Here is a 13,014-nt window from a genome sequence, read left to right as displayed (position 1 = left end):
TTCCTTTGGCAAACAGCGCACCTCGCCCGCCGGCCGAGGTTGGCGCAAAAGTGCGTTGCACGTGCCTCTGGCTGGTTGTGAATGTGATCCCGTTCGCCACTCCAGCAACAGTCCGGATGCTGCGCGGTCGTTCGCAGCAGTACACGGCTGTTCCGCCACCAGAGGAGAGTGCACAAGAAGTGAAGAAGACGCAGAAGAAGACCTACGTGAAGCCCGCCCTGTTCAACCAGGGCAGCTTCGGCAAGAAGACCGCAGGTTACTTCTACGGCTCCTACAAGGAGTTCCTCTCCCGCCGGATCGTCTGACCCGCAGGAGATCCCGTAGGAGATGAAGATGCCCGGTCACCTGCGTGACTTCTTCGCGGTCCTCCCGGACACTGCCGAAGGGCAGGCCGTGGCCGGGCATCTTCGCTCGGCGGCGGAGGACCTGCGCTCCGTGCCCCATCCCTCCGGACGCCCCTGGATCGTCTTCCGCCTCCCCTTCCGGCAGGTCAGCCGGGTCACCCGCGGCGAGGACTCCCTCGTGCTGATCGGCCCGGCCCCCGTCCCCGAGGACGTGCTCGCCGGGATCCTGGAACCGGCCCGCGACACCGCCGACCTCCACCGCCGGCTGACCCGGCTGCCCGGCATCCACCATGTCGTCTCCCGGGTCGGCGGGGAGGTCTGCGTCCGGGGCACCGCGTCCGGACACCGGCGCGTCTACCACGCCCGGCACGGCCGCACCCGCCTCGTCTCCGACCGCCCGGCGGTCCTGGCGCACCTGACCGGGGCGGAGCTCGACGACGGCGCGCTCGCCCTGCGCCTGCTGGACGTCGTCCCGCACCCGCTGCGGCACCGTCCGGTGTGGCGCGGTCTGGAGGAGCTCGACCCGGCCCACGCGCTCAGCCTGCGCGACGGCCCCGGCGGCTCCGGCGCCGGGCACACCGTGTGGCGCTGGTGGCACCCCCCGGAGCCGGAGCTCGACACCGCCCGGGGCGCCCCGCTGCTCGCCGCCGCGCTCACCGAGTCCGTCCGCGCCCATCTCGCGGGGCGCACCCGGATCAGCTGCGAGCTCTCCGGCGGACTGGACTCCACCTCCGTCACCTTCCTCGCCCTGCGGACGGGCGACCGGGAGACGACGCTGCTGACCGCCGCCGCACGGGACGGCCACGCCGAGGACGAGACGTGGGCCCGCCGCGGCGCGGAGGACGCCCGCCGGATCAGCGCCCTTCCGCTCGAACACCGCGTCGTTCCGGCCGACGAGGTGCCGCTGTTCTACGCGGACCTGCGGGGGAACGCCGCGGAACTGCTCGACGAGCCCTTCCCCGTCGCCCCCGCGCGGGCCCGGGCACAGCTGCTGACCGGCCACGCCGCCGCCACCGGGTCCCAGTACCACCTCACCGGCTACGGCGGGGACGAACTCTTCAACGGCCTCCCGGCGGCCTGTCTCGACCTGCTCCCGGGCAGCCCGCTGAAGGCGTGGCGCCGGATCGGCGCGCTGCGCCACCAGCTCGGCTGGCCGCTGCTGCCCACCCTGCGCGGCCTGCTCGCGCGCCCCTCGTACGCCGGCTGGCTGGCGGGCGCCGTGACGTGCGAGCCGCCGTCCGCCGGCCGCACCCCGCTGCTCTCCTGGGGGGTGCGGCAGTCGATGCCGCCCTGGTTCACCGACGACGCCCGGACGCTGATCCTGGACGAACTCCGTACGGCCGCCGGGCACGCCGAGCCGCTGAGCCCCCGCCCCGGGCGGCACGCGGACCTCGACGCGGTGCGGCTGGGGGCCCGCGTCTTCCAGGCGCTGGAGGACGTGGGCGTCACCGTCGGCCTGCCGGTGGCGGCGCCCTTCTACGACGACCGGGTCGTCGAGGCCGTCCTCGCCGTCCGGACCGAGGACCGGGTGGTCCCCTGGCGGTACAAGCCGCTGCTGGTGGCCGCCATGCGCGAGGTGGTGCCCGACCGGCTGCTGGCCAGGACCACCAAGGACCACATGGCGGCCGACGACGTGCGGGGGCTGCGCGAGCACTCCGGCGAGCTGCGCGCGCTGTGGAGCGGTTCCCTCCTGGGCGGGCGCGGGCTGGTCGACGCCCGGCAGCTGGGCCGGCTGGCCGACGACCCGTTCTCGCCCCTCCTCCAGCAGTACCCGATCGACGCGCCGGTGTCCTGCGAGACCTGGCTGCGGACGGCCCGGGACGCCTGGCCGGCCGGAGAACCCGGCCGCGGCCCCAAGGGCGGTCCCGAGCACACCCCCGGAAACGATCCCGGCAACGGTCCCGGGAAGTCGGCGAAGAGCGAGGCGGTCTCTTGAAGCTCAGACAGGGCGTGGCCCTCACCACCACCGAGTACGGCGCCGTACTGCTCGACGAGCGCAGCGGCACCTACTGGCAGCTCAACGAGTGCGGCGCCGTCGTGGTGAACGCGCTGGCCGAGGGGCGGGGCCGGGAGGCCGCCGTCGAGCGGCTGCTGGCGGAGTTCGACGTCGGACGGGCCGAGGCGGAGGCCGACGTCGAGGAGCTGACCCGGCAGCTGGTCGAGGCGGAGATCGTCAGCCCATGACCACCGAGATGACCATGCCCCGCCGGGGTTCGGGCTCCGGCGGGCTCCGGCTGCGCGCCGCCGTCGCCGCGGCCCTCGTCCTGAGCCGGCTGCGCCCGGGAAGGCTGCGCCGGGTGCTGGCCCGGGTCAGCCGCGGTGCCCGTCCCGCCGGGTACGAGGAGACCCTCCGGGTGTACGAGGCGGTCGTGGCCACCAGCCGCAGATGCGCCGGCTGGTACGGCTGTCTGCCCCGCTCCATCGCGATCGCGCTGGCCTGCCGGATGTCGGGCGTGTGGCCCGACTGGTGCGTGGGAGTGCGCGGCGCGCCGCCCTTCTCGCCGCACGCCTGGGTGCGGGCCGGGGGCAGGGCGGTCGGCGAGCAGTCGGCGGAGGACCTCCGGCCGCTCATGACGGTCACGGTGTGCGAAGGGGGCGGCGGTGACGGCGACGGCGGCTCCGGGGACGGGCGCGGAGGCGAGCACGGAGGCGAGCACAGGGAAGGGCACGGGACCGGGAGCGGAGAAGGATCCGGCGGCCGCGGCGGGGACGGCGGCGCCCGGACCGGCCGGTAGCCCCTCCCCGCTGCGGCTGCTCCGGGACCGGGTGCGGCCGCACCGGGGAGCGCTGCTCGGCGGCGCGCTGCTGACCCTGGCCGGCTCCGGGGCGGACCTCGCCATGCCGATGATGGCGAAGTACGCCGTGGACGCCTTCGCCCAGGGGCGCTCGCCGGTCGGCCCGCTGATCGCCCTCACCCTCGTCGTGCTCGTCGGGGCGTTCCTCGCGGCGGGCGGCAGATACCTGCTGGCGCGCACCGGCGAGACCGTCGTCCTGCACGCCCGGCGGCGGCTCGTCGGCCGGATGCTGCGGCTGCGGGTCGCGGCCGTCGACCGGCTCACCCCCGGCGACCTGCTCTCCCGCGCCACCGGCGACACCTCACTGCTGCGCACCGTGCTCTCCCGCAGCATCGTGGAAGCGGTCACCGGGCTGCTGATGCTGCTGGGCACGATCGTGCTGATGGCCGTCGTGGACCTGGTGCTCCTGGGCGTCACCCTGCTGGCGGTGCTCCTCGCCCTGGGGCTGCTCGCGCTGCTCATGCCGAGGATCCAGCGGGCGCAGCTCCAGGCGCAGGAGGCGGTCGGCGCGATGGGGTCGCTGCTGGACCGCTCGCTCCAGGCGTTCCGCACGGTCAAGGCGAGCGGGGCCGAGGAGCGCGAGACCGCGGCCGTCGCCGAGGCGGCGCGGCGGGCCCACGACCGCGGGGTGGCGGTGGCCGGGTGGACCTCGGTGTCCGAGGTCACCACGTCCGTGGCGGTGCAGTTCGCCTTCCTCGCCGTGCTGGGGGTCGGCGGTGCCCGGGCCGTTTCCGGGGCGATGGAGATCTCCTCGCTGATCGCCTTCCTGCTCTACCTCTTCGCGCTGATGGGCCCGCTCGGCCAGCTCACCGACGGCTGGACGGGGCTGAACAGCGGCCTGGCCGCGGTACGGCGCATCCAGGAGGTCGAGTCGCTGCCGCGGGAGTTCCCCGACGGCACCGACAGCGGCAGTGACACCGGTGGCACCGACGCCGCCGGCGGTGTCCCGCCCCGCGGGCGGCCGGCACCGGTCGGCGTCGCGTTCGAGGACGTGGTCTTCGGGTACGGCGGCGAGCGCGCCCCGGCGCACCGGGGGGTGACCTTCGAGGTGCCCGCCGGCGGGCTGACGGCGCTCGTGGGCCCCTCCGGCGCCGGCAAGTCCACGGTGTTCGCCCTGCTGGAACGCTTCTACGACCACGACGCGGGCACCGTGTCCGTCGGCGGCCGCGACATCCGGGACTGGCCGCTGGCCGAACTGCGGTCGGCGATCGCCTATGTCGAGCAGGACGCGCCCGTGCTGGCCGGCACCCTGCGGGAGAACCTCCTCCTCGCCGCCCCGCGGGCCACCGGGGAGGAGGTGCGGCGCGCGGTGTCGCGCGCCCGGCTCGACGCCCTCGTCGAGCGGCTGCCCGAGGGTCTGGACACCCAGGTCGGACACCGGGGGGTGACACTGTCGGGCGGTGAGCGCCAGCGGATCGCCATCGCCAGGGCGCTGCTGCGCAGGCCCCGGCTGCTGCTGCTCGACGAGGTCACCTCACAGCTGGACGCGGTCAACGAGGCCGCCCTGCGGGAGGTCGTCGTGGAGCTCGCGGCCGAGACCACCGTCCTGGCCATCGCGCACCGGCTCTCCACGGTGGTGCGGGCCGACCGCATCGTGGTCATGGAGAACGGCCGGGTGCGTGCGACGGGCCGCCACGACGACCTGCTGGGCTCGGACGCGCTGTACGCCGGGCTCGCCGCCACCCAGCTCGTGGCGGACGGAACGGACCGGCCCGCCCGGCCCGCCCGGACGGCGCCCGCCCGGGCCGCGGAGGGCGCCCCCGGCCCGGGGTGAGGGCGGGCGGTCACAGGCCCGCGGTTCCCGGCACGCGATCCCGCGCCGGCCCGGCGCGCCGGACGCACCCGGCGTCCGCGCGGAGAGCCCCCGCACAACAAGAAGCACCCCGCGACGAGTCCCCCCACGGGCCCGTCTACGGGGTGCTTCCCTTCTCCCGGTCATGGACTCCCCCCACGGGATCCTGGCCGGGTGTCTCGGGCGGCACACGGGCGGGAGGGCCGCTCAAGCTCCCCCGATGTGTGTCGCCTGCGGACCACCGTCTCCGTCCCCCACAGACGAACACGGTTGGTGGCAGTGGGCTCCGCCGGAGTACCGACCGCCACACGTATAGACACACTGGATGCTCGGATGGTTACCCCGAATCTCATGTGACATGCGTCACTCCCGGTCCACGCCCCCTCCACCCCCTCCCCTCCCGCCGGACGCATACGGAAGGCCCCGTTCCGCTCGTCGGAGTGCGGAACGGGGCCCGGGGCGCAGGGGGTGCGCACCGTGCGCGCGGGCGCCTCCTCAGCGCTGCTCGACCGGGACGTAGTCGCGCTCGACGACGCCCGTGTAGATCTGCCGCGGACGGCCGATGCGGGAGCCCGGCTCCTTGATCATCTCGTGCCACTGGGCGATCCAGCCGGGCAGCCGGCCCAGCGCGAACAGCACGGTGAACATGCTGGTCGGGAAGCCCATGGCCCGGTAGATCAGACCGGTGTAGAAGTCGACGTTCGGGTAGAGGTTGCGCTCGACGAAGTAGTCGTCGGCCAGCGCGTGCTCCTCCAGCCGCAGCGCGATGTCCAGCAGTTCGTCGCTCTTGCCGAGCGCCGAGAGGACATCGTGCGCCGCCGCCTTGATGATCTTCGCCCGGGGGTCGAAGCTCTTGTAGACGCGGTGCCCGAAGCCCATCAGCCGGACGCCCTGCTCCTTGTTCTTCACCCGGCGGATGAAGGAGTCGACGTCACCGCCCTCGGCCTGGATGCGCTCCAGCATCTCCAGGACCGCCTGGTTGGCGCCGCCGTGCAGCGGGCCCCACAGGGCGCTGATGCCCGCGGAGATGGAGACGAACATGTTGGCCTGCGAGGAGCCCACCAGGCGCACCGTGGAGGTGGAGCAGTTCTGCTCGTGGTCCGCGTGCAGGATGAGGAGCTTGTCCAGCGCGTCGGCGACCACCGGGTTGATCTCGTACTCCTCGGCGGGGACCGAGAAGGTCATGCGCAGGAAGTTCTCGACGTAGCCCAGGTCGTTGCGCGGGTAGACCGGGGGGTGGCCGATCGACTTCTTGTACGCGTAGGCCGCGATGGTGGGCAGCTTGGCCAGCAGCCGGATGGTGGAGAGGTGCCGCTGCTCCTCGTCGAAGGGGTTGTGGCTGTCCTGGTAGAACGCGGACAGCGCGCTGACCACGGAGGACAGCATCGCCATCGGGTGCGCGTCCCGGGGGAAGCCGTCGTAGAACCGCTTGACGTCCTCGTGCAGCAGGGTGTGCTGGGTGATCTCGTTCCTGAACGCCGCCAGCTCGTCGACCGTGGGCAGCTCCCCGTGGATCAGCAGATAGGCCGTCTCGAGGAACGTGCCGCGCTCGGCGAGCTGCTCGATCGGATAACCGCGGTACCGGAGGATGCCCTTCTCACCGTCGAGGTAGGTGACCGCCGATTTGTACGCGGCGGTGTTGCCGTAGCCGGAGTCCAGGGTCACCAGACCGGTCTGGGCGCGCAGTTTGGAGATGTCGAACCCACTGTCCCCGACAGTGCTGTTCACCAGCGGAAAGTCGTATTCGCCGTCCCCATACCGCAGTACTACAGAGTTGTCGCTCACGTCATCCCTCACCGACGTAGTGCCTCTTCTTCGAGGTGCCCTGACTTGTGTCCACTCTCTCCCACCCGGTGCCGTGCGGTGCACTAGGGGTCGGCCAGCAGGCCTCCTCATGGCACGGAGTGCCTCCGGAAAGCTACGCGGAGTGCGACGCTCCACGCAATCGGTAGTCCAGAGCGGTGCAGCGCCGCCCGGCGGAGACCGTCCGCACGGCCTGCCCCAGGGCCCGGCGCGAACCCACCAGCACCACGAGGCGTTTCGCCCTCGTCACAGCGGTGTAGAGCAGGTTGCGCTGCAACATCATCCAGGCCCCGGTGGTGACCGGGATGACCACCGCCGGATACTCGCTGCCCTGTGAGCGGTGGATGGTCACCGCGTACGCGTGCGCCAGTTCGTCCAGTTCGTCGAAGTCGTAGCCGACCTCCTCGTCCTCGTCGGTGCGCACGGTCAGCCGCTGCTCCTCCGGGCTGAGGGCGGTGACCACACCCACTGTGCCGTTGAAGACGCCGTTGGCGCCCTTCTCGTAGTTGTTCCGAATCTGAGTCACCTTGTCACCCACCCGGAAAACCCGTCCACCGAAACGCTTTTCCGGAAGGTCGGGACGGGCGGGGGTGATGACCTGCTGGAGCAGGCCGTTCAACGTGCCCGCGCCGGCCGGGCCGCGGTGCATCGGGGCCAGCACCTGCACGTCCCGGCGGGGATCGAGGCCGAACTTCGCGGGAACGCGCCGGGCCGCCACGTCCACGGTGAGCTTCCCGGCCTCCTCGGTGTCCTCCTCGACGAACAGGAAGAAGTCCGGCAGGCCCTGGGTGATCGGCGGCGCCCCGGAGTTGATCCGGTGCGCGTTGGTCACCACACCGGACTGCTGGGCCTGCCGGAAGATCCGCGTCAGCCGTACCGCCGGGATCGGGCCGCCCTCGGCCAGCAGATCGCGCAGCACCTCGCCCGCGCCCACCGACGGCAGCTGGTCCACGTCGCCCACCAGCAGCAGATGGGCGCCGGGCGCCACCGCCTTGATCAGCTTGTTGGCCAGCAGCAGGTCGAGCATCGACGCCTCGTCGACCACCACCAGGTCGGCGTCCAGCGGCCGCTCCCGGTCGTACGCGGCGTCCCCGCCGGGCTTGAGCTCCAGCAGCCGGTGGACGGTGGAGGCGTCCGCGCCCGTCAGCTCCGACAGCCGTTTGGCCGCCCGGCCGGTGGGCGCGGCCAGCAGCACCTTCGCCTTCTTCGCCCGGGCCAGCTCCACCACCGACCGCACGGTGAAGGACTTGCCGCAGCCGGGGCCGCCGGTGAGCACCGCGACCTTCTCGGTGAGCGCGAGGCGCACCGCGTCCTTCTGCTCGGGGGCCAGCTCGGCACCGGTGCGCTTCGCCAGCCAGGAAAGGGCCGTCTCCCAGTCGACGTCCCGGAAGGCCGGCAGGCGGTCCTCCCCGGTGCGCAGCAGCCGCAGCAGCTGTCCCGACAGGGACAGCTCGGCCCGGTGGAAGGGCACCAGGTACACCGCCGAGATCCTCTCCTCGGGATGCTGCGGATCGGGGACCTGCTCGCGCACCACCCCCTCCTCCTCCGCCGCCAGCTCCCCCAGGCAGTCGATGACCAGGCCGGTGTCCACCTGGAGCAGCTTGACGGTTTCGGCGATCAGCCGCTCCTCCGGCAGGTAGCAGTGCCCCTGGTCGGCGGACTGCGACAGCGCGTACTGCAGTCCGGCCTTGACCCGGTCGGGGCTGTCGTGCGGGATGCCGACGGCCTTCGCGATGCGGTCGGCGGTGAGGAAGCCGATGCCCCACACGTCGGCGGCCAGCCGGTAGGGCTGGTTCTTCACCACCGAGATCGAGGCGTCGCCGTACTTCTTGTAGATCCGCACCGCGATCGAGGTGGACACCTCCACGCCCTGGAGGAAGACCATCACCTCCTTGATCGCCTTCTGCTCCTCCCAGGCCGCCCCGATCAGCTTCGTGCGCTTCGGGCCGAGGCCGGGGACCTCGATCAGCCGTTCCGGCTCGGTCTCGATGACCTCCAGGGTCTCCAGGCCGAAGTGGTCCACGATCCGCTCGGCGATCTTCGGCCCGATGCCCTTGATCAGACCGGAGCCCAGATAGCGCCGGATGCCCTGGACGGTGGCGGGCAGCACCGTCGTGTAGTTGTCCACGTGGAACTGGCGGCCGTACTGCGGGTGCGAGCCCCAGCGGCCCTCCATCCGCAGCGACTCCCCGACCTGCGCGCCGAGCAGCGAGCCGACGACGGTGAGCAGCTCACCGGCGCCGCGCCCGGTGTCGACACGGGCCACCGTGTAGCCGTTTTCCTCGTTGGCGTAGGTGATGCGCTCGAGGACGCCCTCGAGCACGGCGGGTTGGAACGACATGTCACAGACGGTAACCCCGGACACTGACAGGGAGACAGCCCGGTGCGGATCCGGCGGTCACCGGCCGGCGGGCCGGGGCCGCCGGGAACGTTACGAGGGGCTCCGCCGGTACGGCCGAGCCCCTCGTGTCCCCCCGCCGGTCTCCCCCGTCGCTCCCCCCTGGTGCGACCGACACCAGCTATGACCCACAACGCTCCGGAAGGGTTGCACAGCGGGACGTAGTTTTTTTCGCCGTCTTCCGAGCCGTGCCCTCCGCCCCGCCCCCGCTGCCGTCCTCCCGCCCCCAGCGCGTTCCCGCTGCTCGGACCGGTCCGGTGCTCCGAGTGGATCCGGAGCGCCGGGGTACCCGGCGGATGTCCACGGCGCGTCCCACCGGACCGCCGTGACGGACCGGAGCGAGAGGAGACGGGGCATGAGCGGCTGGACGCCATCACAGGCCGAGGGCGAGCGGGACGACGAGGAGGGTGTCGACCAGTCCCGGGGGCTGAGCGAGCGGCACTCCGCGGAGCGGAGCGCGCGGGGCGGCGGCTCGGCTCCGGCGTCCGCGCAGTCCGGCCGGCCCTCCCAGGCCGAGGGCGGCCGCGGCGACGCGGAGGGCGCCGAGCAGGACCGCGGCGAGCGGTGAGCACGCCGTCGCCTCCCGCGCGCCCGGCGGGCGCGCGGGAGGCGACGGCGGCGGGCGCGGACACGGGCGCGGGCGTGGGGTGCGGAGCCGTCCGCGACGCACGGTTCAGAGCACGTGGGCGCGGAAACGCTCCAGCGTCTCCGCCAGCACCTCGCGGCCGTCCCGGGCCCAGAGCGCCTCGTTGAAGATCTCCACCTCCATCCAGCCGGTGTACCCGGCCGCGGTCACCAGCTCCCGCCAGAACCGGAAGTCGACCGAGCCGTCCCCGAGCTGCCCGCGGCCCAGCAGCACGCCCGCCGGGAGCGGGGTGCACCAGTCGGCGAGCTGGAAGGCGGCGATCCGGCCCGTCCGGCCCGCCCGCTCGATCTCCGCCGGCGCCCGGTCGTCCCACCACAGGTGGTAGGTGTCCACGACCACGCCGACCCGGTCGGCCGGGAAGCGCTCGGCCAGGTCGAGGGCCTGGCCGAGGGTGGAGACCACACAGCGGTCCGCGGCGAACATCGGGTGCAGCGGCTCGACGGCCAGCCGCACCCCGCACCCGGCCGCGTAGGGCACCAGCTCGGCCAGCGCGTCGGCGATCCGCTCCCGGGCGCCGTACAGGTCGCGGTCGCCGGGCGGCAGCCCGCCGCAGACCAGCACCAGGGTGCCGGTGCCGATCCCGGCCGCCTCGTCGACGGCCGCCCGGTTGTCGTCCAGTGCCCTGCGCCGCCCGGCGGGGTCGGCGGCGGTGAGGAAACCGCCCCGGCACAGGCTGGTGACCGTCAGCCCCGCGTCCCGCACCAGCCGGGCCGTCTCGGTCACGCCGTACTCCTGGACGGGGGCGCGCCACAGGCCGACGCCCGCCACTCCCAGGTCGCCGCAGGCCGCCGCCAGCTCGGGCAGGGAGAGCTGCCGGACGGTCTCCTGGTTGACGGCGAAGCGGACCGACCCGCCCGTGTCCCCGCCCGGTGCGCTCCCCGCGCTCACGCCGTCACCCCGTACACCGCCAGGAGCTGCCGCATCCGCTCCTCGGCGAGCGCCGGGTCGGGGAACAGCCCGAGGGCGTCGGCCAGTTCGTACGCCCTGGCCAGGTGGGGCAGCGGGCGCGCCGACTGGAGTCCGCCGACCATGGCGAAGTGGTCCTGGTGACCGGCCAGCCAGGCCAGGAAGACCACCCCGGTCTTGTAGTGGCGGGTGGGCGCCCGGAACAGGTGGCGGGAGAGTTCGACGGTGGGGTCCAGCAGTTCGCGGAAGCCGTCGGTGTCGCCGGTGTCCAGCACCCGTACGGCCTCGGCGGCCAGCGGACCCAGCGGGTCGAAGATCCCCAGCAGGGCGTGGCTGAAGCGGCCGCCCGCCGCGGGTCCGTCGCCCGCGATCAGCTCGGGGTAGTGGAAGTCGTCGCCGGTGTAGCAGCGCACCCCGTCCGGCAGACGGCGGCGCAGCTCTCTCTCGCGGTCCGCGTCCAGCAGCGAGACCTTGACGCCGTCCACCTTGCCGGGATGCCCGGCGACGACGGCGAGGAGGGTCTCGGTGGCGGCGTCCAGGTCCGTGCTGCCCCAGTAGCCGGCCAGCGCCGGGTCGAACATCGGGCCGAGCCAGTGCAGGACGACCGGCTCGGACGCCTGGCGCAGCAGATGCCCGTAGAGCTCGGCGTAGTCCTCGGGACCGCGGGCGGCGGCGGCCAGGGCGCGGGAGGCCATCACGACCGCCTGGGCGCCGGCCTCCTCCACCACGGCGAGCTGCTCCTCGTAGGCGGCGCGGATCTCGTCCAGGCCGGCGGGCCCGGTGAGCTGGTCGGTGCCCGCCCCGCAGGCGACCCGGCCCCCGCAGGCGGCGGCCTCGGCGGCCGAGCGGCGGATCAGTTCGGCGGCGGCCGTCCAGTCCAGGCCCATGCCGCGCTGGGCGGTGTCCATGGCCTCGGCGACGGCCAGCCCGTGGGACCACAGATGGCGGCGGAAGGCGAGGGTGGCGTCCCAGTCCACGGCGGCCGGACCGTCCGGGGGAACGTCCGCGAAGGGGTCGGCGACCACATGGGCGGCGGCGAAGACCGTGCGGGAGACCGGCGGCCCCCCGGCGGCCGGGACGACGGGCACCCGGGGCGCCGCGCGGGGGGTGTACGCGCGCAGGGTGCCGGAGGCGTCGGGCAGGCGGATCACAGCACCAGCTCCGGCACGTCCAGGCGGCGGCCCTCGGCGGCCGAGGCCAGGCCCAGTTCGGCGAGCTGGACGCCGCGGGCGCCGGCCAGCAGGTCCCAGGTGTACGGCTCGTCCAGGACGACATGGCGCAGGAACAGCTCCCACTGGGCCTTGAAGCCGTTGTCGAAGCCCTCGCCCTCCCCGAGGTTGTCGGGCACCTCCTGCCACTGGTCGCGGAAGGACTCGGCGACCGGCAGGTCCGGGTTCCACACCGGTCTGGGGGTGGCCGAGCGGTGCTGGACGCGGCAGGAGCGCAGCCCGGCGACGGCCGAGCCCTCGGTGCCGTCGACCTGGAACTCCACCAGCTCGTCGCGGTTCACCCGCACGGCCCAGGAGGAGTTGATCTGGGCGACGATCCCGCCCTCCAGCCGGAAGATGCCGTAGGCGGCGTCGTCGGCGGTCGCCTCGTAGGGCTTGCCCTCCTCGTCCCAGCGCCGCGGCAGGTGGGTGGCGGTGGCCGCCTGGACGGTGCGCACCGGGCCGAACAGCTCGCGGAGCACGTACTCCCAGTGCGGGAACATGTCGGTGACGATGCCGCCGCCGTCCTCGGCGCGGTAGTTCCACGAGGGGCGCTGCGCGGGCTGCCAGTCGCCCTCGAAGACCCAGTAGCCGAACTCGCCGCGCACCGACAGGATCCGCCCGAAGAAGCCGCCGTCGACCAGCCGCCGCAGTTTGCGCAGGCCCGGCAGGAAGAGCTTGTCCTGCACCACCCCGTGCCGCACGCCCGCGTCGCGGGCGAGCCGGGCCAGTTCCAGGGCGCCGTCCAGACCGGTGGCGGTGGGCTTCTCGGTGTAGACGTGCTTGCCCGCCGCGATGGCCTTGCGGAGGGCGGTCTCGCGGGCGGAGGTGAGCTGGGCGTCGAAGTAGACGTCCACGCTCGCGTCGGCCAGGACGGCGTCGAGGTCGCAGCTCACGGCGGCCGGGTCGAGGCCGTGCCGCTCGGCGAGGGCCCGCAGCGCGTGCTCGCGGCGTCCGACGAGGACCGGCTCGGGCCACAGCACCTCGCCGCCGCCCAGCTCCAGACCGCCCTGCTCACGGATGGCCAGGATGGAGCGGACCAGGTGCTGGCGGTAACCCATCCGGCCGGTGACGCCGTTCATGGCGATCCGTACGACCCTGCGTCTCATGAGCGGTTCCCTC

11 protein-coding genes are annotated in these 13,014 nt (G+C 73.5%); 6 read left to right on the top strand and 5 right to left on the bottom strand.

Annotated elements, in window-relative coordinates:
- The first annotated feature begins 179 nt into the window (after positions 1-179).
- From V1L54_RS01000 to V1L54_RS00980, 5 genes are read left to right on the top strand one after another with little or no spacing between them, the layout of a single operon-like run.
- Positions 180-305: a keywimysin-related RiPP gene (locus V1L54_RS01000; RefSeq protein WP_107488074.1), complete on the top strand. Its 126-nt coding sequence runs from the start codon at positions 180-182 to the stop codon at positions 303-305.
- A 28-nt stretch (positions 306-333) separates the two neighbouring features.
- Entirely contained in the window at positions 334-2,280 is a 1,947-nt protein-coding gene (locus V1L54_RS00995; RefSeq protein WP_330115862.1) for an asparagine synthase-related protein, read from the top strand.
- On the top strand, positions 2,277-2,528 hold the full coding sequence (locus V1L54_RS00990) for a lasso peptide biosynthesis PqqD family chaperone (RefSeq protein WP_330115861.1): 252 nt from the start codon (positions 2,277-2,279) through the stop codon (positions 2,526-2,528). Before V1L54_RS00995 ends, V1L54_RS00990 begins: the two co-directional genes overlap by 4 nt.
- A complete protein-coding gene (locus V1L54_RS00985) occupies positions 2,525-3,079 on the top strand; it encodes a lasso peptide biosynthesis B2 protein (protein WP_330115860.1) in 555 nt (184 codons plus the stop codon). The genes V1L54_RS00990 and V1L54_RS00985 overlap by 4 nt, the downstream gene beginning before the upstream one ends.
- Positions 3,080-3,110: 31 nt before the next feature.
- Positions 3,111-4,913, top strand: a complete 1,803-nt coding sequence (locus V1L54_RS00980; RefSeq protein ID WP_443076444.1) for an ABC transporter ATP-binding protein — start codon at positions 3,111-3,113, stop codon at positions 4,911-4,913.
- Between the two features lie 513 nt (positions 4,914-5,426).
- Here the strand turns inward: V1L54_RS00980 and V1L54_RS00975 are convergent.
- Together V1L54_RS00975 and recD2 are read right to left on the bottom strand one after the other, a co-directional pair.
- Positions 5,427-6,716 (bottom strand): citrate synthase, encoded by a 1,290-nt coding sequence (locus V1L54_RS00975; RefSeq protein ID WP_100204765.1) that lies wholly within the window; start codon positions 6,714-6,716, stop codon positions 5,427-5,429.
- Positions 6,717-6,849: 133 nt separating this feature from the next.
- Positions 6,850-9,075, bottom strand: coding sequence for an SF1B family DNA helicase RecD2 (gene recD2, locus V1L54_RS00970; protein ID WP_330115859.1), 2,226 nt, complete (start codon positions 9,073-9,075; stop codon positions 6,850-6,852).
- A 412-nt stretch (positions 9,076-9,487) separates the two neighbouring features.
- Between recD2 and V1L54_RS00965 the strand changes: the two genes are divergently transcribed.
- Complete coding sequence (locus tag V1L54_RS00965; protein ID WP_330115858.1) at positions 9,488-9,700, top strand: hypothetical protein; 213 nt, start codon at positions 9,488-9,490, stop codon at positions 9,698-9,700.
- A gap of 105 nt (positions 9,701-9,805) precedes the next feature.
- On the opposite strand, the gene V1L54_RS00960 is transcribed toward V1L54_RS00965, so the two are convergent.
- From V1L54_RS00960 to V1L54_RS00950, 3 genes are read right to left on the bottom strand one after another with little or no spacing between them, the layout of a single operon-like run.
- Positions 9,806-10,666, bottom strand: coding sequence for a sugar phosphate isomerase/epimerase family protein (locus tag V1L54_RS00960; protein WP_330115857.1), 861 nt, complete (start codon positions 10,664-10,666; stop codon positions 9,806-9,808).
- Entirely contained in the window at positions 10,663-11,835 is a 1,173-nt protein-coding gene (locus tag V1L54_RS00955) for a dihydrodipicolinate synthase family protein (RefSeq protein ID WP_443076417.1), read from the bottom strand. The genes V1L54_RS00960 and V1L54_RS00955 overlap by 4 nt, the downstream gene beginning before the upstream one ends.
- Positions 11,832-13,001 (bottom strand): Gfo/Idh/MocA family protein, encoded by a 1,170-nt coding sequence (locus tag V1L54_RS00950; protein ID WP_330115856.1) that lies wholly within the window; start codon positions 12,999-13,001, stop codon positions 11,832-11,834. The genes V1L54_RS00955 and V1L54_RS00950 overlap by 4 nt, the downstream gene beginning before the upstream one ends.
- Positions 13,002-13,014: the final 13 nt, after the last annotated feature.

Origin of the sequence: Streptomyces rubellus, assembly GCF_036323805.1 — a bacterium.
Taxonomy (GTDB): domain Bacteria; phylum Actinomycetota; class Actinomycetes; order Streptomycetales; family Streptomycetaceae; genus Streptomyces.
Note: the sequence above shows the minus strand (reverse complement) of the source record. Positions and strands in the feature narration are given on the sequence as shown.